The following is a 21,214-nucleotide window of genomic DNA, read 5'->3' as shown; positions in this document are numbered from 1 at the left end:
TTTGCTTTATCTCCTCTCTAACGGTCGCAACGAGTGTACCGTATGTCGCAGGGCAGCGACCAATTGTGTAATATCGTCCGCCGTATGCTCATCGCCCAGACTGATGCGAATACCGCTCATTGCCACTTCCGTATCTATGCCCATTGAGCGCAGCACACGACTCGGCTTGGCACGTCTGGATGCGCATGCCGACTGGGTCGATACGAGCATGCCCTGCTGCTCTAAACTGTGCAGCACGACTTCAGCTTTCATACCCGGATACGTAAAATGCACGATATGCGGTGCCGGCTGTGCCAGCTCGGTTAGCAGCAGACCCGGAATGGTACGAATGTGTGCGCGTAACTGATCCGATAAACTGCGCATATGCCGCTCCTGCTCGGCTTGGCGCTCGGCTGACAGGCGCAGCGCTTTAGTCATACCGGCGATCCCTGCCACATTTTCCGTACCTGAGCGATAGCCGTTCTCCTGCCCGCCACCCGCAAGTAGCGGCAATAGCTCGGTGCCTTGTTTCACATATAACAGACCGACACCGCGTGGCCCGCGCAGCTTATGTGCAGACAGGCTATACAGATCAATATTGCCTTCCGCCAGCGGCAATGGTGCCAGACGACCAAATCCTTGTACACCATCCACATGTACAATCGTACGTGGATGATGACGTTTGATCCAGCGTGCAACATCGATTACCGGCTGTACAGCACCTGTTTCATTGTTTACATGCATCATGCTAAACAGAATCGTATCGTGCCGAAATGCTGCTTCAATACGTTCCAGCGCTACGCTCCCGTCCGGCTCTGCATCGACATAACTGACCTCAAAACCAAGCTGCTCCAATTGACGACATGCCTCATACACCGAAGCATGCTCGATTGCAGTCGTTACGATATGTCCGCTTAGACGTCCTCGACGCATCGCTATGCCTTTAATGGCGAGATTGTTACTTTCCGTTGCACCTGATGTCCAGATCAGCTCATCCGGCTGTACGCGCAGCACGCTTGCACTTATTTCACGCGCACGACGCAGCAAACGATCCGCTTCTTCACCATAACGATGTAGTGAGGATGGATTGCCATACTGCTGCTCCATCATTTCTGCCATCGCACGCACAACCTCAGGATAAGGAGGTGTCGTGGCGGCATAATCAAAATATTTCATCAGACATTCCTCCACCAGCTCTATAGTACGTTTGCATATATGCTAAGCAAGTACATACAAAAAGATCAAAAAGGGATCAACCTGCGCTCCACCTTTTGATCTCTATCAACCTATCATTCGTCTCATTCATTGCAAACGGATGACTAATCGAAAACCGATACGATTAGCCAAATGTATATAAGCAGTACATATGCTGCTCACCATTATAACATAATCGATCACGGTCATGCCTATTTGTGTTATTGATTGTGAAACCATTCATCCGTGATCGATGTGCATGCATACGACATAAACGACTGAACATATGAGCTTGTCCATACGCTGCAGAATGATATGTATAACACGCTCTGTAGCTACGGTATAACATGAACTATTGGGTAACTAAAAATAAACAGCCGGAGCGCACACGAACGTGCATCCGGCTGAACTGGACTGTATAAGCGAGCAATAGTACTACGCTCCTGTCTAGTGGGCAAACGATGCTAATTGTGAGCAACTTTTCAGCGTTGCGTACATAAGACTGACTATATAATCGATAACGAGCGAACGATACATAACGATTACAGTGCGTATTTTTGCTGCGCCGCTTCAATTTTGCCGATATAACGCTGTGTTTCTTTGGGCAATTGATTGAATTTCTCCATCAGTTCCTGGTCGTTTGAAATGCCGAGGCGCTGTAAACGTCCTGGTCCGGCATTGTAGGCGGCAAGTGCTGTTTTGATGTTATTGTCATAGCGCTTAAGCTGGTACGATAAATATTTCGTTCCACCATCGATATTTTGCTCAGGGTCCAACGAATTGCTTACGCCTAGTCCGGCAGCCGTACCATCCATCAATTGCATCAGCCCTTTAGCACCAGCGGATGAACCTGCATTCGGATTAAAGGAAGATTCCACATCGATAACCGCTTTGATCAGCGATTCCGGAATGCCGTATTTGCTGCTGGCAGAGCTAATAAATTCATTATAAGCGGTCGCTTTGCTACCATGATCATCCGTTCCCGGCAAGCCAGACAAGCTGCTGGCACGATCCGCACTGCCGATACTGCCTGTACCTGCGCCCATCGACATACCGGCACCGTTCATGAGCAGACGCGCCGTTGTAGTCGAGTTGGAAGGATCAACTTCAGGCAATTGATCAAAATTCGTCCACGGATCGCTTGCTCCCATTGTCTGCGTACCCGCTCCGAGCGTATTGGCGCCGCCGTACGTATTGCCTGTAACCGAAGTCGCATTGCCGTCAGCAAGCAGCTTTGCCATCGCCGTAACGCTGGAACCCGAGCTACTCGTATCGCTGGATGTGCCCATATTTTGCTGCAACATCATCTGAAATAGCTCATCTGTATCATTCGTATTGACGTCCATTCCACCGGTACTGCCTCCGCCCGAGGCGTTCAAATAACGAAGCTCAAGCAGTTGCTTGGCTGTTTTGGCATCAATTTGCATACGATGTGTATCTCCTGTCTATAAAGTAATATCCGTAAAATAATCCATGTAATTAAAATGATTCCGTTCCCATATGATCGCGATCAAATAGCGCTAATTCCAGTGTACTATGTTCCTTGACGTCCGACTATGGGAAGTTTAGGCGAATCATGCTGACGATCCAAGACAGCGACCAACCTTATATTCCTACCAACTTGCGCCTAAGCTTTATGGAACAGCATAATTTCAATATGTCGATTTCATCGTTAATCGATGACGTTACTGTACTGTTTTTAACTTTTCGGATTGTTCATTAGCTGCTGAAGGCTCATTTTTAAACTGTATATGTCCGACTGATTCCGGAATTACAGTATGTCTTATTATACTTTTCGTCAAACATACCGTTTTTTTGAATAATAGATGACGATGTTTTTTATAAGTTGTTAATCAATCCGGTACATTCCGCTTCACATCATAATCTGCTTATACAACATCATCCAGTGCCGATCATAGAGCAGTGATAGCATAGCTATGTTCATATGATCGGTATAATCATACTTGTATTAGAGTACATATTGGCGATAATTCCATCTACAAATCCCCAAGCATCCTAAAGCGAATGAAAGTTATACACGACGTGTAGATCATGATCGACTTCCTTTCATTGCTGCAAATACATATCCGTTTCAGGCAAAATTTCATTGTATGATGTTAGTGTTGCGGAAATTTTTATATACATATTATGTAATATCAATCGACATCAATCCTACATAAAGCTGTCGAATGTAAAGTATATTTTTACATTGCTGTTTTGCTAAAAAAGCCGGATATCGCTATCTCATCCGCGTTTCTTCACCTGCATCATTACCCATTCGCGCTACGCCTATTGTCCTACTCATCTATTGGATTTCATTTCATAAAAAAAGGATGCCTATGCAGGCACCCTTCATCAGATCGATCCGCCAAATTAGCTCATGTACAGCTAGCTACTCACACGCGAACAATCCGCTTTAATTACGCATGGCGCTGGTTCATACGGCGCTGTGTCAGATAATCGCTTTCGTAATAAGCCAGATCATCACGCAGCTCCTCAAACGTTCTGGTCACTTCAAGAATAATGTCTCGCACCGGTTTTACTGGAGTTTGACGGAAACGAATCGCTTCCTGCCCGGTGTAAGCATAACGTCCATCTTCGGAATAGCACTCATTTTTGGGATAAAAAAAGCTGTTCACGCATTGATGATACGTACTGTACAGCGCTTTTTCCGCAGAATCGACATCAAAGTTCGCACGACGCAGCACGACTCCAAGCTTTTCATAAGATACTTCGGAAAATACGAGCAAATGGCGAAGGTCCGCCAAAAAGCCTTTGTAAAAAGGCAATGTGTCCTGTCCTTGTTCAGATGCCAGAGCGCTCAAGGAGTATTCGTTTAAAAACTCCTCTAGTTTTTCAATGGCTGGTTTCAACTTTTCCCGTGTGCTTTCACTCAATTTGTGGACATTTGCAGCTGACATATCTGTAGCTCCCCCTTAATTGGTTCCTTAAAAACCGGGTTGTATCATCATACAAGTTAACCCTGATTTACATTACATCCTACCATAAATGCAGCCAAAGTGGTAACTTTGCTCGCATAAGCAACCGCATCATCATAACGGATTCACGATCAGTTTGACATTTCAATCGTCGGCTCACTTTGCTTATTCATTTTTTAACCAGCGTTTACAATGATGAAAACCTATCGCATCAATATATCAGCTAATGAATGGTTTGATATCATATAGATTACTTTGAATTCTCTCAACAATCAAGATGTATGACAGGTCTGATTAAAAAGATTAATCGCTCCTATTACGACTGCCAACAAATCGATATCGCCTATGTCATCAACTCAGCAAAAAGACGGTGCGATCTTCATAGTGAAGGACGCACCGCCCTAATTCAGCGGATATTATGTTTGTTCATTTCTGTCTGCATAGCTATAACGCATAGCAGAGCAAAAACGGTGCCGACTTTCAAGTGAACGAGATCACCGGAAAGATGGCTTTCATTCAGCTCTATCCTTACGTGGCGTCAGTTGGGAAAGTTTCTCATAAGCCGGGTTCTGTGCCAGTTGTGGTGCAGACGGGAACTACCCTCCCACTTTTGGCGACAATCATCTATCTAGGCCAGGCATTGCTGACTGGCTCCAGCGACCAACCTCGATACACCTCGGGCAAAGGCTGCTTTTCCGTAAAGAAAAGCTGTATCTCTTTAGGTCTTGCTCCAGATGGGGTTTACCAGGAACGAAGTCACCAGCGTTCCTCGGGGTCTCTTACACCTCGGTTCCATCCTTGCCTGTGACGGATTGCTCCGTCCATCGGCGGTCCATTTCTGTGGCACTATCCTTCAGTTCGCACTGACTGGATGTTATCCAGCACCCTGCCCTGCGGAGCCCGGACTTTCCTCCCGTAACCTCGCGATTACCGGCGATTGTCTGTTAAACTTTCCGCGAACGCAACACTCTATATTATATAAGCGTTCACATCGCGTGGCAAGTCTTTTTTTATATTAACATGATGCCCGATTTACACGAATCGGAATACTTCGGTATCAACGATCGATGCATACACCGGTGTATCGTATTGATCCGCTTGCAGACGTGCACGCAATACGCCAGCTACGCCGGGCTTCATAATCTTTTCGGTATTGTGACCTGGGTCGATAATGGCAATGCCTGCCAGCAATGCATCATGAGCCGTATGATAATCGATATCCCCGGTCACGATCACATCAGCACCTTTAAATCGAGCGCCATTCACATATCGGCTGCCCGAGCCGCCTAGTACAGCAGCTTTTTTTACCGTGCGCTGCAAGTCGCCAACGACACGTACCGTATCCACCTCAAGCCCTTGTTTGACGGTATGTACAAACTCAGCCAGCGTGACCGGTTTATCGAGCTTGCCAATTCGACCTAGCCCATACGCTTTGCCTGGTAAGGCAAGTGGGTACAGATCGTAGGCGACTTCTTCATATGGATGAGCTTTAATCAGCGCTTGTACGGCTTTATTTTGCAAACTCGCCGGAATGATCGTCTCTAAGCGTACTTCAGGCGCATGCTCCAGACGCCCCTGTTCGCCGTTATACGGCTGTGTGCCTTGCTCCGGCAAAAAAGTACCGGTGCCTTCAGTCGTAAAGCTACAATGGCTATAAGCGCCGATATGCCCGGCTCCTGCTGCCCACACTGCCGCACGCACCGCATCCAGATGCATAGACGGCACAAAGGTGACTAGTTTTACATACTCATCCGCAGACGTTTGTTCGATCGGCACCGTATTGCGCAAACCGAGCGCTTCTGCCATCCAATCATTCACACCGCCGTCAGCGATATCCAAATTCGTATGGCTAATATAGACAGCGATATCGTGTTTGATCAGCTTTTCATACAATCGTCCCATCGGTGTGCTCGTTTGCAAGCTTTTGAGCGGACGGAAAATGATCGCATGATGCGCGATGATCAAATTGACTCCGTGCGCAATCGCCTCGTCAATGACCGCATCGGTCACATCGAGCGCAATTAGCACGCCTGTAATGTCCTTTTGCAATGTGCCGAGCTGTAAGCCGATCCGGTCATCCGGCATCGCAATCGATTTCGGCGCAAACTGTTCCATATATTGAATTACAGTTTGTCCTTTGGCAAGCATGTCAGTACCTCCTTCACCAGCTTAATTTGCTGCTGTAATGCAGCCGCTTTCAGTCGGGATTCGTCATTGTCAGAACGCTCGACCGACGCTTTCACCTTTTCCAGCTTTACGATTTCTTGCGCCCATTTCTCGCGGAATATCGGCGCCGCTTCGTCCAGCAAATACGGACCGAATTGCACCAGCTCCGTCACCGCTAAATCAACACGTAATCCATGTGCTCCTTGCAACAGGCGGGCACGATACAGCTGTTCATTTTGCGCTTGTGCATCATCCAATCGATCAGCCGTCAAAATTTCATATATACGACCATCTTCTTCCAAAATCTGCTCTGAACACAAATACCAGCCTTGTTCCAGCAACCAACGACGCACGAATTCCTCGCCCACATTCGGCTGCAAAATTAAGCGTGATACGCCTGCCAGCTTAGCGCTACCTTCAGACAAAATCGTGACGATCAATGCGCCGCCCATACCAGCAATCGTAATTACATCCACTTCACCTGGCTGCACAACAGCCAATCCATTACCTAACCGTGGCTGAATCATATGACCAAGCCCTGCTTCATCAACCTGACGCTGCGCCGCATCCAGTGGCCCTTGATTGACTTCGCCGGCGATCGCCTGACTAACTAAGCCTTGCCGCACCGCATACACCGGCAGCAGCCCATGATCGGAACCGATGTCCGCCAAACGGCTCCCCGCCGGAATTTGCTGTGCGATTGTTGTTAATCTTGTTGATAATTTCATGCAGTCACCCACACTATCCATTTTTTTCGTAATACAAATAACACTATGCATGCCAGCGCAATTTTCACAATACAGAGCACAGTAAAAATATCCGGCAGCTGTCCGCGCAGCACCGTCTCATCGACTTCCGGCATAAACCAGATCGCAATACCACTCGTAAAATAGACCGCCGCCAACTTACCGCCCCGATGATGCACAAGCCAGCTAAACCATACAAACAACATACTCAGCGGCAACCATAGCGCTTGCAGCATCATCCATGACGCATCCGGTTTCACCTGTGCAAAAAAGCCACCGTATACCATCACAAGCGCACCGAATCCAATATATAGCAAAATCGGACTGGAAATTACATATCCCATTATACACCAGATGATCGCACAACCAATAACGAGCACCGGTATCCACACCGTCGGCTCCAACCGATGTTGTTGTATGACCATCATACCGAGTCCAAGCAGCAAGAAACTGCCAAATGCAAGCAATACCGATGAAGCGGCAGGATGACGATTTTGCACACGAATGCCAACGGTATAACAAACCGCCGCAAATACCGGAATCGAAATCAGTTGCATCAGAAATGGAAACGCCGAGAAATACAACACTACCAAACAAATAAAACAAAGCATCAAAAAAATAAACAGCCATGTTCGCAAACTGCCCTGCTTGAGCGAACTCATCGACAATAGCTTTTTGTCCATTCGTTCCTGCTCATGATCTACATCATACAAATTCGATAAAAAATCGCAATAATGCTCAGGTAACAGCCGATTTTCACGCCAATATTGAATTTCATCCAAAATAACTTCACGTCGTTCCTGATTCAAAGCTGTCCCCCACTTCCGCATCGCATTGTTACGGCGCGTTCCCCCTACATGCGCCGATCATTCCGTCTCTTTATATATCGCTGAAATGATCGTAAAAGTAAAGGGCTGGCAGCTGCAAAAATGACTGTTATTGTTAGCTTGCAGCAATTGGGCTGCTATCTAACAATCGTCACCATAAAAAGAAGCCTGCGCATTAGCAGCAGGCTTCCCATAACACGTATCGCTAACGGTAACATCGATCGGCTTACCATACACATATACCATTTAGAACATAGAACTAAATGCTATTCGAGGAAATCTTTCAGGCGTTTGCTGCGACTTGGATGGCGCAGTTTACGCAAAGCTTTCGCTTCGATCTGACGAATCCGCTCACGGGTAACGCCGAATACTTTACCAACTTCTTCCAGCGTGCGCGTACGACCATCATCCAGACCAAAACGCAGGCGTAGTACATTTTCCTCACGCTCGGTCAACGTATCCAGTACGTCTTCCAATTGCTCTTTTAACAGCTCGTAAGCTGCCGCATCAGCAGGGGCGAGCGCGTCTTGATCTTCGATAAAGTCGCCCAGATGCGAATCGTCTTCTTCGCCGATTGGCGTCTCCAACGATACCGGCTCTTGCGCAATTTTCATAATTTCGCGCACTTTTTCGACGCTCAGTTCCATCTCGGCGGCGATTTCTTCCGGCGTCGGTTCGCGCCCCAGCTCTTGCAGGAGCTGACGGGATACGCGGATCAATTTGTTAATCGTTTCGACCATATGCACCGGAATCCGGATCGTTCTTGCCTGGTCAGCAATCGCACGGGTGATCGCCTGGCGAATCCACCATGTTGCGTACGTACTGAACTTGTATCCTTTGGTGTGGTCAAATTTCTCAACCGCTTTGATCAGACCCATATTACCTTCTTGAATCAGATCAAGGAACAGCATGCCACGACCGACATAACGCTTGGCGATACTGACGACAAGACGCAAGTTCGCTTCAGCCAGACGACGTTTGGCTTCTTCATCGCCTTGTTCAATCCGTTTCGCTAGCTCCACTTCGCTGTCAGCAGACAGCAATGGCACACGACCGATTTCTTTCAGGTACATCCGTACCGGGTCATTAATTTTGATACCAGGTGGCAATGCCAAATCATCGTCAAAACTAAAATCATTATCGCCGTTTTCGTTCTCATTGTCGGAATCTTGACGGATTTCCTCGTCACCTTCATTGATTACCTCAACGCCGTTATCACCCAATTGCTCATAAAACTCATCAATTTGCTCGGCATCCTGGTCAAATGCAGCCAGTCTTTCCGTAATATCTTTGTAGTTCAAGGAGCCTCTTTTTTTACCTACTTCCATAAGCTGTTCCTTGACCTGTTCCAATGTTAATTCGGTTTCCAATTCAGTATGCTGATCGTTCGCCATCTTTCGACTCCCTCCTCCCTGCAACTAACCGTAGCGGACGGTTATCCACGTTCCAGGGCGATAATCTCACTTGCAATTTGAGCCGCTTGCAGAAAATCACCAGCTTTCTCTGCACGCAGCATTTCTTCTCTTTTGTGCTCGATTTGCTTCTGCTTCGGAAACTTCTTAATCTCGCGAATATAGTCATCCATTCCGCGTAAGCTTGTATCAAGCGGCTCATCCATCATCGAGATGGACGTTGCCGTTTTTTCCAACCGATCGTCCTGAAGCGAGGCGATCAGCCGACTAATATCAGGTGGCTTGCCCTGTGCATAATATGAATAAATATATGCCGCAAGTGCAGCATGCTCTGGAATATTAAATCCGTCACCCAACTGATCGCTCACATAGGTGGCAGCCTCTCCATCCTGAAGCATGATGGACAGCAAACGTCGCTCTGCCACATGATAAGCAGGCAACAACGTTGGCGCGGCAGCCTGCTTGCGCGAACCGCCACGGACAGGCTTGCCTGACGTCCCTGCGCCTATGTTGCGGTTGCTGTGCTGGCTTTGTGCCTGTTTGCGGCTGAATGCCTGACGTGCCAGATTGCAATCCTGCTTTAGGCTTTCCAATGACACACCGACCTCGGTGGATAACTCCTTGAGGTAAACTTCTCGTTCGGTCGGTGAAGCAAGCTGGGCGATAATGCCGATCGCTTCTTGCGCATAGGCAGCCTTGCCATCTTCTTCAAGCAAATTATGATGTTTCTTCACATTAATCAGTCTGAACTTGGTAGTGGATACCGCTCCGTGAATAATCTGATCGACAAAACGTTCCTTGCTGTACATTTTGATGTAATCATCCGGATCAAGCCCGTTTTGTAACACCGCCACCTTCACATGCAAGCCCGCTTCTTCCAGAATCGGAATACTTTTCAAGGCAGCTGCCTGACCGGCATTGTCACCGTCATAACAGACGACCACTTCTTCGGTCAGTGTACGAATGAGCGCAGCATGATTTTCAGTCAAGGCTGTGCCCATTGTTGCTACAGTATGTTGTACCCCGGCATCCCATGCGGCAATCACATCACCAAAGCCTTCCATCAATACGACTTGTCCTTGCTTGCGGATCGCTCCTTTGGCAAGATTCAAATTATACAGTGTACGGCTTTTGTTGAACAGACGACTTTCGGGTGAATTTAAATATTTCGGCTGACCGTCTCCAAGTATTCGCCCTGCAAAGGCAATAACCCTGCCGCTGCGATTCATAATTGGAAACATAATCCGCCCGCGAAAACGATCTACATAACCGGAGCCATTTTGACGCGATGACAGCAGCCCGCCTTTTTCCATTTCTTTGAGATCAAACGAACGCTTTTCAAAAAACTGCACTAACGTATCCCAACGATCCGGCGCATAACCGATTTGAAACTGATCGATCAGCTTGTCGCCAAACCCCCGTTCACGCAAATAATCCATTGCAGCTTTGCCATGCTCCGTATTTTTGAGCAAATAATGGAACAGCTTGGCAGCCCATTCATGTGCCTGGAGCAAACGCTCCAGCTCCTTATTTTGCGGCGAGATCGCGGTTCCCTTATTGTCATGAAAAGGAACATGCGATTCTTCCGCCATCAATCTGACCGCTTCCGGAAAGGACAAGCCTTCAATTTCCATACGGAATTTAATCGCATTGCCTCCGGCACCGCATCCGTAACAGTAAAAAATCTGACGTTCCGGCGTTACCGTAAACGAAGGCGTCTTTTCGGAATGAAACGGGCAGAGGCCCTTCATATACTTTCCTTGTTTGGTCAGATGAACGTATTTGCTTACCGTATCGACAATGTCATTATGCTGTAAGACAGCTTCAATGACTTCCTCAGGAATACCACCGCTATGTCCGGTGTTCATCGTTACCACCTTCATCTCTTTTCGCACGATACATAATATTCGCTATTCAGAATGAAATTCCTGCATCTTTATTAAAAGTTTTACCAGCTCGGTCTGGAAATTTTTGCGATCTTCAAATGTGAGCGGGCGTTGCCCTTTTCCATATTTACCTTGACGACGTGCCTTTGCCTGCGCATGACGCCGTGCTAGCAAAAATTCAATATTGTCCGCATGAAATTCCATGCCGCGAAACGACAGCACTAGGCATCGTCTTGCCAGTGCAATCGTAGCCAGCCCATAATCCTGCGTAATAACAATATCGCCGGGCTGGATATGATTCACAATATACAAATCAGCGCTTTGATCGCCGCGGTCAACCTGTACGACACGTACGCCTTCCTCCGCCTCAATCCGGTGATCAAACGAAGAAACGATCAGTACGGGCACTTGAAAGGCGCGCGCCGTGTCAGCGATTTCCGCTTTGACGGGACAGGCATCGCCGTCAACAACGATAGTAGGACGTTTCTCTACTTCGGATGGCAAATGACCTCTCCTTTCCGTTGTGCATAACGAATAACCGCTTCGTTTAACCGTCGATTGACAGCATTCGTCATGGAGCATACGTTCGTTCAAAAAGCGGAAAATACGGAACGACCCTATTAGGTAATCGTTCCGTATCCAAGTATAAGTGAGTATGAAATGCGTCGTTTATAGGGCAGATGACAAAGGCGCTATGTTTTAAGTGGCAAACATTGCCTGTCCACATTGCTCCAGCTTCGCATTTCCAATTCAATTGATGCAACAGGCGCTTAAGCTCCCGTATCGTTTATTTAACCAGCTTGGAGAAATCTGCAAACCGCTTTACATCGCGATCGATTGCCGCGAGCAAAGCAAGCCGATTGTCACGTACCGCTTCATCATCGACCATTACCATAATCTGCTCGAAGAAAGCGGTAATGGCAGGACGCAGTGTTGCCAGCAATGCTAGCGCCGCACCGGTCTCATTGCCATCCATTAAGCTGTTATAGTTGCCAGTAACAGCTTTCCACGCTGCATACAGCTCGCGTTCGCCCGCTTCACTAAAGAGCGCTGCGTTCACGGTATGCCCTGCGGACTTGGCTGCCAGATTAGATACACGTTCAAATGACTCAATAGTCAGCTTGAAATCAGGCACTTCCTGCACCGCTTTCATCAAATCATTACCGCGCGCTACAACGGAACCGATATGGCTAAAACCTGCCGAAATGACGGCATCGACCACGTCGTAGCGGAGTGTTTCGGACAGCAGCTTTTTGACGCGCAGACCGAAAAACTCATTTAAATCTATACGTATTATATCGGAAGAACGTTTCAACTTCCTTAAATTTTCATGAATATTCAACGTAATGTCAAAGATTTGCTCCAATGTCAGCGGAAGTTCACGCTCCAACAAAATCTGTACGATTCCGGCTGCCTGACGACGCAACGCATACGGGTCTTGCGAGCCTGTCGGAATGATACCGATCGAGAAGCAGGCAACGATCGTATCGATCTTCTCAGCGATGCTAATGATCGAACCGGTTAACGATGCAGGCGCACTGTCACCGGAAAAACGAGGCTGATAATGTTCAAAAATAGCGCGTGCCACTTCTTCGCTTTCCCCGGCTTTACGGGCATAATCTTCACCCATTACACCTTGCAGTTCAGGGAACTCGTAGACCATTTGCGTAACTAGATCGAATTTGAAAATATCGGCGGTACGACTAATCGTTGCCGCTTGCTCAGGCGCTACGTGCAGCGCTGCACCGAGCTGATCGGCAATTTGACGCACACGGCGAACTTTTTCGCCCAGCGTACCGATCTCCTCATGAAATACGATATTGTCGAGCTTTGCTACCGCATCGGCGATCTTCAGCTTTTGATCTTCCTCGTAGAAAAACTTCGCATCCGACAGACGGGCACGCAGCACCTTTTCGTTTCCTTTGGCAATCACATCTAGTGCGCGATCATTACCGTTACGTACAGTTACGAAAAATGGCAGCAATTGCCCTTCTTTGTCTAGCACTGGGAAATAACGCTGATGTTCACGCATCGAAGTAATCAGCACATCTTGCGGAATGTGCAGAAAGGCGGGATCAAATGTGCCGTACAGCACGGTCGGCGTCTCGACCAGGAACAATACTTCTTCCAGCAGATCATCTTTGACATCGATATGCCAATGTTGCTCAGCTGCCAGATGGGCGATTTGCGCGCTAATCATCGCTTGACGTTCTTCGACATCTGCGATCACATGCTGCTGGCGCAATGCTTCCATATACAGCGTCGGCTCAGCGATCTCGGTATCAGCACCGAGGAAACGATGTCCACGCGTCGTACGTCCTGTACGCACACCGGTAATTTCAAAATCGATCACATCATGTCCCCACAGCGCTACCAGCCAGCGGATTGGACGCACAAAACGGAAATCATGATCGCCCCAACGCATATTTTTGGGAAACGTTAGCGATGTAATAATCTGGTGCAGCGCGTCGGCAACGATACTTTCCGTGCTTGTACCGACACTGCTTTTTTGCGCATAAATGTATTCTACACCGCCCACTTCGCGGAACGTAAACTCAGCCGGATCGACACCTTGACTACGGGCAAAACCGAGTGCAGCTTTGCTCCAGTTGCCGGTTTCGTCCTGGGCGATTTTGCGGGACGGCCCTTTTACTTCTTCGTTGATATCTTCCTGCTTTTCCGCTACGTCTTTGACCCATACCGCCAAACGGCGTGGAGTGGCAAATACTTTGGCATCACCGTGCGACAGACGGGAATCGTCCAGCCATTTTACCGTTTTATCGTGCAACTGGTTCATCGCTGCCCGCAAAAAGCGCGCCGGCACTTCTTCCAAACCGATTTCAAGCAACAAATCTTTTGCCATGATTAAACCTCTCCCTTCTTGAGCATCGGGAAGCCGAGCTTCTCACGATTTTCCAGATACGTTGCGGCGACCTGACGTGCCAGATTACGCACGCGCGTAATGTAGCCGGTACGCTCGGTCACGCTGATCGCACCGCGTGCATCAAGCAGGTTGAATGTATGCGAGCATTTCAGCACATAATCATACGCCGGGAATACAAGCTTCAAATCCATCGCACGCTTCGCTTCTTGTTCATACGTGCTGAACAAAGTTAGCAGCATCGACACATCGGATACTTCAAAAGTGTACGTGGAATGCTCAAACTCCGGCTGATGGAATACATCGCCATACGTAATCCCTTCGACCCATTCCAGATCGAACACATTTTCTTTCTCCTGAATATAGGAAGCAAGACGCTCCATACCGTACGTAATTTCTACTGATACCGGATTCGTCTCAATACCGCCCACTTGCTGAAAATACGTAAACTGGGTAATTTCCATCCCGTCCAGCCATACTTCCCAACCAAGTCCGGCACAACCGAGCGACGGATTTTCCCAGTTATCTTCAACAAAACGAATATCATGATCAAGCGGCTCGATGCCAAGCGCGCGTAAGCTGTCCAAATACACTTCCTGAATATTGTCTGGAGACGGCTTAATAATGACCTGGAACTGGTGATGCTGGTACAGACGGTTCGGGTTTTCCCCATAACGACCGTCGGATGGGCGACGGGACGGCTCTACATAAGCGACACGCCACGGTTCAGGGCCAATCGAGCGCAGGAATGTCATCGGGTTCATCGTACCTGCACCTTTTTCGGTGTCATATGGCTGCACGATAATACAGTTGTGCGCAGCCCAGAAGTTTTGCAGCGTCAAAATCATTTGCTGGAAATTCATCGACATTACTCCTTTTCGATTCGGTTTGTTAGCGGTGCCAGATCGGCAAATGGTGACGCTGAAACGGCATCTTCATCTGCAACGCACGCAAAAAACTCCCGTTCCTACGCCTGGTCACAGACATAGGGACGAGAGGTTCATTTCCCGCGGTTCCACCCTACTTGAAGACATGCTAGGCATGTCATCCACTTTTCCGTATTCAGCTCATATGCTCACGGATGCCATTCGGCTAGCGGTCGTCATCAGGCTCACACAATCCCTGATTCGCTTAGGACGATCATCGGCAGCTTACTTTTCCGGTCAACGCATCATGTGTGGTCACATTAGGCACCACAATATAGTTTAGATCATACCGGAATTGATATCGTTCGTCAATACGGTAGTAGGATAACACACGACTTTTTCACAGCTCAAACCGCTCCAACTGCTCCAAAAAGCGACGCGATTTCAGCTTAAGTCCAAGCTGCACTTCCATAAATGCGCTCATCATTTGCTTGATCTCCGCTCTTGTCTCCTCACGCACATCGATATTGCCGAGCCGACGAATATCGAGTCTGGCAAACAATCGTAGCAGTCGCAGCACACCTGGTGAAAGTGCAATCGCAGCTGGGTCTTGGCGGCGTTCGCGTTTGGATAAAATACCGCCAAGACGTACGCTTAACCAGAAGTCGCCTTCCGTTTCCTCTGAAAACATGCATGCATCGACCTGTGGGCCATAACCTGCCGCCTGCAATACTTTCATTTCGAATAAAGCGGTTAGGATGACCGGATCACGTCCTTCACCCAGAAACGACAAATACGCTTTAAGTTGGTCAAACCAGAAATGCCCGGTTTCGTTATCGAGCAGCGCCTTATCGACCAGCTCGCATCCGTATGCGCCATAAGCAGCCAGCGTAATATCTTCGCGCAGTTTATAGTTCGATTCGATCACTTCGCCTTGATTGAGCGTGCCCATTCCGGTGCCGCTGCGGATAAAATTAAACTCGCCATACGTAAACGGCTGTACGAGCGCAGCATGTCGACTTTTTGCCTTTCTTGCTCCACGTACGAACACGGCGATTTTACCGTGCGACTCCGTGCACAGCGTAATAATTTTGTTGCCTTCACCGTAATCCATGCTGCGGATTACGATTCCTTGGACTCGGTATAACACACGCCAGCCTCCGATCTCGTTGCTCGCCATACTTGTGTCCGCCTAGTTCGTCCAGCTTTTGAACAGCACATGGACGACTTGCAGTATACATAAGACGTACCTATTACTGTAATGATAAAACAGGACAGCATTGCGTTAACGAAAGAAACAGGGCATTTGCTTCAATGCCCTGTTTCCGCATACACGACACAGCAGAAGCAAACGTACATATCTTCTATTTCTATGTCAACACGTTTATTTACTACGTTTAAGCATCCTTATGGAAGCCGAGGTCTTTTAGCACACGATCCTGGTTACGCCAGTCTTTTTTCACTTTTACCCATAGCTCCAAAAATGTTTTGGAACCGAGCAAATTTTGAATATCCATCCGTGCGCGTTTGCCTACTTCTTTGAGCAAGGCGCCTTGTTTGCCGATAATGATACCTTTTTGGGAATCACGCTCTACAAAAATAACAGCCGAAATATTAACGACACCATTTTCCTGTGTATACATATCCTCGATCGTAACGGCGATTGAATGCGGAATTTCCTCGCGTGTCATTTGCAAAATTTTCTCGCGAATTAGTTCGGCACAAACGAATTGTTCCGGATGATCGGTCACTTGATCGTCCGGGTAATATTGCGGACCTTGCGGCAAATATTTGCCCAACTGTTCCAGCAATGTCGTCACATTGCTGCCTAGCTTCGCTGAAATCGGTACGATTTCGGCAAACTCATGCAGCGCACGATATTTATCGATAAGCGGCAGCAGTTCTTCCGGCTTCACCTGATCGATTTTATTCAGCACGAGAAAAACCGGTGTTTTCACCTTTTTCAAATGCTCGATAATAAAACGATCGCCACCGCCCAAACCTTCGGCTGCATCGATAAGGAACAGTGCCGCTTCGACCTCATTCAATGTGTTAAGCGCCGTCTGATTCATATAATCGCCCAGCTTGGATTGGCGTTTGTGCACGCCTGGTGTATCGAGAAATACGATTTGCATATCGTCTGTCGTATAGACGCCATGAATTTTGTTGCGTGTCGTTTGCGGCTTATCGGACATAATCGCAATCTTTTGCCCGATCACCTGGTTCATTAGCGTTGACTTGCCTACATTCGGACGGCCCACAATCGCGACAAAACCGGATTTAAAAGATTTTTTTGACATAGTACACTCCGTTCATCGGCAATTTCTGCTGTTGCAGAACTGCCTGTATTATGAATTTCTCAAAACGATCAAGATGGTTTGTTTAAATTCCACGGTCCAAAAGCATGCGGCAATAGCTCGGCAATCGTGGTCATTCGTGTATCGCCTTTCATGTTAGCGAGCAGCACCGGCATATCCGGCTTGCACAGCTCTACCATCACCTGACGACATACGCCGCAAGGGGCAATCGGTTCATCGGTAGCGCCTACCACCGCCAGCATACGGAATGAGCCAGGACGATGTCCCTGTGCAATCGCACTGAACAATGCTGTACGTTCTGCACAATTGCTTGGCGAATAGCCTGCATTTTCAATATTACAGCCGTGATGCACATTGCCATCTTCATCCAGCAATGCTGCGCCAACGGAAAAATGGGAATAAGGTACATACGCTTTTGCACGGGCGATAATCGCCTCTTGCAGCAATTGGGATGATTCCATGTGGTTCCTCCAGTATACAATCGAATCGTTGCACAAAGGCGTGCGCTTGATCAGCCGAACGCCCAAAGAGTTTACTTCCATTTTACATCATTTGCCACGATTCGCCCATAGTTTGCGGGCAGTTTTCGATATTTCGGTACTTGGCTATACAGTATACGACAAGCCCCTTGCCTGAATACGGTCAAGGGGCTTGTTTGTTATGCACGCTTTGATGTCGTATTAGCTATACGTGTACCCGGCTAGATCACACACGATAATGCAATCTGCGCCAACCTATGCAGCAAGCAGGTGGAGCAATAGAACCGCTCTCTCGGAGGGCAACTTTTGCTGCTGCACTCCTAAATAATCCGCTTGCTTGCTTTGCAGCCACGCTTCCACACGGTCAATGACCGAGCAACAGGGACAGCCAGTCCGCAACCGGCTTCCAAAATACGATCACTCCAATCACCGCGGCTGTTGCAGAGGCGATCAGCACCGCCCCGGCTGCGGCATCCTTTGCTTTTTTGGCAAACGGATGCCAGTCGGGTGATACGAGATCGACAGCAGCTTCAACGGCGGTGTTCATTAACTCCGCACCAAGCACCATACCGATCGCCAGCGTAAGCAGCATCCAATCGAGCGAACTAACTTGGAAAAACCAGGCTGCCGCCACAATCGCGAGCGTTGCCAACACATGAACGCGGAAATTACGCTCGGTGCGAAAAGTAGCGATAACACCTTCGGTTGCGGAATAAAATACGTCTCTCCACGTCCTCTTTTTCATCAGCGAGTCAATCCGATCTGCTGCAACACTTGCTCCTGCTTGCCCATCATCTCCGCTTCGCTCTCCTCATCCTGATGATCATAGCCAAGCAAATGCAAAAAGCCATGTACAAACAGGAATCCCAGCTCGCGTTCTACCGAATGCCCATATTCTTCGCTCTGCACGATCGCACGCGGTACGGAAATAATAATATCGCCCAGCATGATGTCCGGCTCACCGTCCGCTTCCGCCTCGGCTTCACCGTAATGAATGAGCGGCTCATCGTCCAGCGACTCATTCATTGCAAATGACAGCACATCGGTCGGACGATCGATATGACGGTATTCCAGATTCAGCTCATGAATCGCCTCGTCATCGACAAAAGTGAGCGCCACTTCGCCTTCCGTCACACCTTCACGTTTACCGGCTTCCTGCAAAACCTGTTCCAGCAGCTCGATTAGCTCACCTGTAATTTCATATTCACTTTGCTCATTCTCCCATGCGAGCTGTAAACTCATGCCTTGTTCTCCTTTACATCCGGCTTTTTCACATCTTCCGGATACTCGATACGTGAATGGAAAATCCCCATAACCGCTTCCTTCAGCGTTTGAGCGATCACATCCAGCTCTTTCATCGTCAGATCGCAGTCATTAAACTGGTGATCATCAAGCCGACCTTTGATAATCTTCTCGATCATCGTCTCCACCTGCTCGACGGTCGGCTGTTTGAGCGAACGTACCGCCGCCTCCACGCTATCAGCAATGCCGACAACCGCCGCTTCTTTCGTCTGCGCCTTCGGCCCTGCATAACGGAAATCGTCTTCGGTAAAGTCTGGCTCTACGCCTTGTTCTTCCGCCTGTTTGAGCGCTTTCTGGTAAAAGAAATACAGAAATGTCGTGCCATGATGCTGCTCCGCGATATCGCGAATCGGCTTCGGCAACTTATATTCCTTTTGCATTTCCACACCGTCGCGTGCATGGGCGATAATGATCGATTTGCTCAGCTTCGGATCGATGCTGTCATGCGGATTTTCCATATGATTTTGATTTTCGATAAAATAACCGGGGCGCTTCGTCTTCCCGATATCATGATAATACGAACCGACCCGGCACAGCAATCCATTCGCCCCGATCGCTTCGGCAGCCGCCTCGGACAAATTGCCAACCATCACGCTATGATGATACGTTCCCGGCGTTTCGATCAACAGCTTGCGCAGCAGCGGATGGTTCGGATTGGACAGCTCAATCAGCTTCAGCGCTGACAAAATGCCAAATGTCGTCTCGAAAAAGGGCATTAGACCGAGCACAAGCACCGTTGTGAGCAAGCCCCCGATAAAGGTAAAGCCAAGCGTATACAGCACGGTCATGCGCGTCCATTCCTTATCATGCAGCAATACAAACGTTAGCACACAAATCGCGCCAAACAGACAAGTCATAATGCCTGCCTTCAAAATGGTCGAGCGCTGGCTGGCACGATGAATCGAATGAATCGCCGCAAACGAGACAACGAGCGTAAACAGTCCAAACTGATAGTCAAACATATCACCTTGACGCATATTCAAAATCACACTCGCCAGCACGCTCAAAATGATGGAACATACATAAGCGAGATGAATATCGAGCAGCAGTGTAATCAATGTCGCGCCAAGCGCCGCCGGCACCAAATAGCCAAAATAAGGCGAATTGCCAATCTGCAAAATACGCACAAGATGAAATGCCAGTATCGTAATTACAAAAATCAGGATTAGCATCAACAGTTGGGCATTATTGTACTGAACACCGCGCTGTGCCGACTGACGAATAAACAAATAGACCCCCAGTGTAAGCAGAAGCGACAACAACAATAAGCCGAGTTGAGGCCAATAATTCACCTCATTTTTGAGCAAATTGTTCTCATCGAGCAGTGTGTACATATCCTGTGTAATGACCTGACCTGCCGGCACGATCACTTCTCCCTGCTGCACATACACAACCGGCGTATTTTCGCGCGCTTCGACTTTGGCGGCTTTGGTCGCTTCTTCATCGTAAAACTTGTTTGCGGTCAACACACCGCGAATAAGCTCCTGCGCCACTTCGCGCGCCGTCCGGCTTTCCAGCGAGCTTGTATTGACCATCTCCGCTACCCGTGCGCGCGCCGATTGCGCATCGGTAATCTGATCGCTCATTAGCCGGGTAACGATCGATGTTGCCACCTGGCTCATCTGCTGAATGTCAGCGTTGGACAGACGGGGAATTTTTAGAAATGTTTCTTCCGGTATGCTGTACGCTTGATTCGAAATCGTACGCTGCATTTCATCGAGCAACTGTGCAGAGTACGTATCACTTTCACGCTGCTTGCGAATAAAGTTAGCGACCGAATTGCGAATCCGGTCTGGAATTTCCTGACTGTAAATTTGCGCTTTATCAGCGCTTGATATTTGATCATCCTGATTCAGCGACTCAATGCGTTCCAGCATCTGGGCGATCACTGTGTCGCGATGCATGGACACGATTTTGTACACCGGCTCTACGCGCTCTGCCGCTTCCTCCTGTGCCTGCAATGTCGCTTTGTTGTTCGGAAGCTGCATCGGCGCGATAATGTCCTTATCGGTCGCTGCGCCTACGTGGATATCAAAACGTTGTGGCAGCAAATTCGGAGCCAGACTGGCATAAAACAGCACAAGCAATAATACAAACAGCACATACTGTGTTCTAGGGCCGGTCTTCCACCCTGCCAGCTTGGAATAGAATGAATTGCTTTTAGACGGTTCCTTGGATGCCATACTTACAGTCCTCTCACTTCTGAATATTCAAAATGT

The 21,214-nt window shown here is 48.3% G+C and carries 17 protein-coding genes and 1 other RNA gene; all 18 read right to left on the bottom strand.

Annotated features, from left to right (window positions below):
• Positions 1–6: 6 nt before the first annotated feature.
• The 18 genes from U1I11_RS06865 to U1I11_RS06780 all read right to left on the bottom strand — a co-directional run bounded on the left by U1I11_RS06865 (position 7) and on the right by U1I11_RS06780 (position 21,178).
• Positions 7–1,155 carry a cysteine desulfurase family protein gene (locus U1I11_RS06865; protein WP_322905047.1) on the bottom strand — a complete coding sequence of 383 codons (1,149 nt, stop codon included), beginning with the start codon at positions 1,153–1,155 and terminating at the stop codon, positions 7–9.
• A gap of 560 nt (positions 1,156–1,715) precedes the next feature.
• Positions 1,716–2,600, bottom strand: coding sequence for a lytic transglycosylase domain-containing protein (locus U1I11_RS06860; RefSeq protein WP_322905045.1), 885 nt, complete (start codon positions 2,598–2,600; stop codon positions 1,716–1,718).
• Positions 2,601–3,593: 993 nt separating this feature from the next.
• Entirely contained in the window at positions 3,594–4,094 is a 501-nt protein-coding gene (locus U1I11_RS06855; RefSeq protein WP_322905043.1) for a YpuI family protein, read from the bottom strand.
• Between the two features lie 561 nt (positions 4,095–4,655).
• Positions 4,656–5,065, bottom strand: an RNA gene (gene rnpB / locus U1I11_RS06850) — RNase P RNA component class A.
• 79 nt (positions 5,066–5,144) lie between these two features.
• A complete protein-coding gene (locus U1I11_RS06845; RefSeq protein WP_322905041.1) occupies positions 5,145–6,260 on the bottom strand; it encodes a Nif3-like dinuclear metal center hexameric protein in 1,116 nt (371 codons plus the stop codon).
• On the bottom strand, positions 6,236–7,006 hold the full coding sequence (locus U1I11_RS06840; protein ID WP_322905040.1) for a tRNA (adenine(22)-N(1))-methyltransferase: 771 nt from the start codon (positions 7,004–7,006) through the stop codon (positions 6,236–6,238). The genes U1I11_RS06845 and U1I11_RS06840 overlap by 25 nt, the downstream gene beginning before the upstream one ends.
• A complete protein-coding gene (locus U1I11_RS06835; protein WP_322905039.1) occupies positions 7,003–7,833 on the bottom strand; it encodes a UbiA prenyltransferase family protein in 831 nt (276 codons plus the stop codon). The genes U1I11_RS06840 and U1I11_RS06835 overlap by 4 nt, the downstream gene beginning before the upstream one ends.
• 284 nt (positions 7,834–8,117) lie before the next feature.
• Entirely contained in the window at positions 8,118–9,245 is a 1,128-nt protein-coding gene (gene rpoD, locus U1I11_RS06830; protein WP_322905037.1) for an RNA polymerase sigma factor RpoD, read from the bottom strand.
• A 41-nt stretch (positions 9,246–9,286) separates the two neighbouring features.
• Positions 9,287–11,131, bottom strand: coding sequence for a DNA primase (gene dnaG / locus U1I11_RS06825; RefSeq protein WP_322905035.1), 1,845 nt, complete (start codon positions 11,129–11,131; stop codon positions 9,287–9,289).
• Positions 11,132–11,173: 42 nt separating this feature from the next.
• Entirely contained in the window at positions 11,174–11,653 is a 480-nt protein-coding gene (locus tag U1I11_RS06820) for a YaiI/YqxD family protein (RefSeq protein ID WP_322905034.1), read from the bottom strand.
• 283 nt (positions 11,654–11,936) lie between these two features.
• Positions 11,937–14,012: a glycine--tRNA ligase subunit beta gene (glyS, locus tag U1I11_RS06815; RefSeq protein WP_322905032.1), complete on the bottom strand. Its 2,076-nt coding sequence runs from the start codon at positions 14,010–14,012 to the stop codon at positions 11,937–11,939.
• A 2-nt stretch (positions 14,013–14,014) separates the two neighbouring features.
• A complete protein-coding gene (glyQ, locus tag U1I11_RS06810) occupies positions 14,015–14,893 on the bottom strand; it encodes a glycine--tRNA ligase subunit alpha (RefSeq protein WP_322905030.1) in 879 nt (292 codons plus the stop codon).
• A gap of 403 nt (positions 14,894–15,296) precedes the next feature.
• Complete coding sequence (recO, locus tag U1I11_RS06805; RefSeq protein WP_322905741.1) at positions 15,297–16,046, bottom strand: DNA repair protein RecO; 750 nt, start codon at positions 16,044–16,046, stop codon at positions 15,297–15,299.
• A gap of 247 nt (positions 16,047–16,293) precedes the next feature.
• A complete protein-coding gene (gene era / locus U1I11_RS06800) occupies positions 16,294–17,196 on the bottom strand; it encodes a GTPase Era (RefSeq protein WP_322905028.1) in 903 nt (300 codons plus the stop codon).
• 68 nt (positions 17,197–17,264) lie between these two features.
• Positions 17,265–17,675: a cytidine deaminase gene (gene cdd, locus U1I11_RS06795; protein WP_322905027.1), complete on the bottom strand. Its 411-nt coding sequence runs from the start codon at positions 17,673–17,675 to the stop codon at positions 17,265–17,267.
• Positions 17,676–18,057: 382 nt separating this feature from the next.
• Positions 18,058–18,438, bottom strand: a complete 381-nt coding sequence (locus tag U1I11_RS06790; RefSeq protein ID WP_322905025.1) for a diacylglycerol kinase family protein — start codon at positions 18,436–18,438, stop codon at positions 18,058–18,060.
• Complete coding sequence (gene ybeY, locus U1I11_RS06785) at positions 18,438–18,935, bottom strand: rRNA maturation RNase YbeY (RefSeq protein ID WP_322905023.1); 498 nt, start codon at positions 18,933–18,935, stop codon at positions 18,438–18,440. Before ybeY ends, U1I11_RS06790 begins: the two co-directional genes overlap by 1 nt.
• Positions 18,932–21,178: an HD family phosphohydrolase gene (locus U1I11_RS06780; RefSeq protein WP_322905021.1), complete on the bottom strand. Its 2,247-nt coding sequence runs from the start codon at positions 21,176–21,178 to the stop codon at positions 18,932–18,934. Before U1I11_RS06780 ends, ybeY begins: the two co-directional genes overlap by 4 nt.
• Between the last annotated feature and the right edge of the window lie 36 nt (positions 21,179–21,214).

Origin of the sequence: Paenibacillus campi (genome assembly GCF_034659835.1) — a bacterium.
Classification (GTDB): Bacteria; Bacillota; Bacilli; order Paenibacillales; family Paenibacillaceae; genus Saccharibacillus; species Saccharibacillus campi.
The sequence above is the reverse complement of the archived record's forward strand: the minus strand, read 5'-3'. Positions and strand labels throughout refer to the sequence as shown.

Bases quoted from the DNA above. Each gene is read 5' to 3' on its own strand.
- U1I11_RS06865 (WP_322905047.1), bottom strand. From the start codon at position 1,155: ATGAAATATTTTGATTATGCCGCCACGACACCTCCTTATCCTGAGGTT.
- U1I11_RS06860 (WP_322905045.1), bottom strand. From the start codon at position 2,600: ATGCAAATTGATGCCAAAACAGCCAAGCAACTGCTTGAGCTTCGTTAT.
- U1I11_RS06855 (WP_322905043.1), bottom strand. From the start codon at position 4,094: ATGTCAGCTGCAAATGTCCACAAATTGAGTGAAAGCACACGGGAAAAG.
- U1I11_RS06845 (WP_322905041.1), bottom strand. From the start codon at position 6,260: ATGCTTGCCAAAGGACAAACTGTAATTCAATATATGGAACAGTTTGCG.
- U1I11_RS06840 (WP_322905040.1), bottom strand. From the start codon at position 7,006: ATGAAATTATCAACAAGATTAACAACAATCGCACAGCAAATTCCGGCG.
- rpoD (WP_322905037.1), bottom strand. From the start codon at position 9,245: ATGGCGAACGATCAGCATACTGAATTGGAAACCGAATTAACATTGGAA.
- dnaG (WP_322905035.1), bottom strand. From the start codon at position 11,131: ATGAACACCGGACATAGCGGTGGTATTCCTGAGGAAGTCATTGAAGCT.
- glyS (WP_322905032.1), bottom strand. From the start codon at position 14,012: ATGGCAAAAGATTTGTTGCTTGAAATCGGTTTGGAAGAAGTGCCGGCG.
- glyQ (WP_322905030.1), bottom strand. From the start codon at position 14,893: ATGAATTTCCAGCAAATGATTTTGACGCTGCAAAACTTCTGGGCTGCG.
- era (WP_322905028.1), bottom strand. From the start codon at position 17,196: ATGTCAAAAAAATCTTTTAAATCCGGTTTTGTCGCGATTGTGGGCCGT.
- cdd (WP_322905027.1), bottom strand. From the start codon at position 17,675: ATGGAATCATCCCAATTGCTGCAAGAGGCGATTATCGCCCGTGCAAAA.
- U1I11_RS06790 (WP_322905025.1), bottom strand. From the start codon at position 18,438: ATGAAAAAGAGGACGTGGAGAGACGTATTTTATTCCGCAACCGAAGGT.
- ybeY (WP_322905023.1), bottom strand. From the start codon at position 18,935: ATGAGTTTACAGCTCGCATGGGAGAATGAGCAAAGTGAATATGAAATT.
- U1I11_RS06780 (WP_322905021.1), bottom strand. From the start codon at position 21,178: ATGGCATCCAAGGAACCGTCTAAAAGCAATTCATTCTATTCCAAGCTG.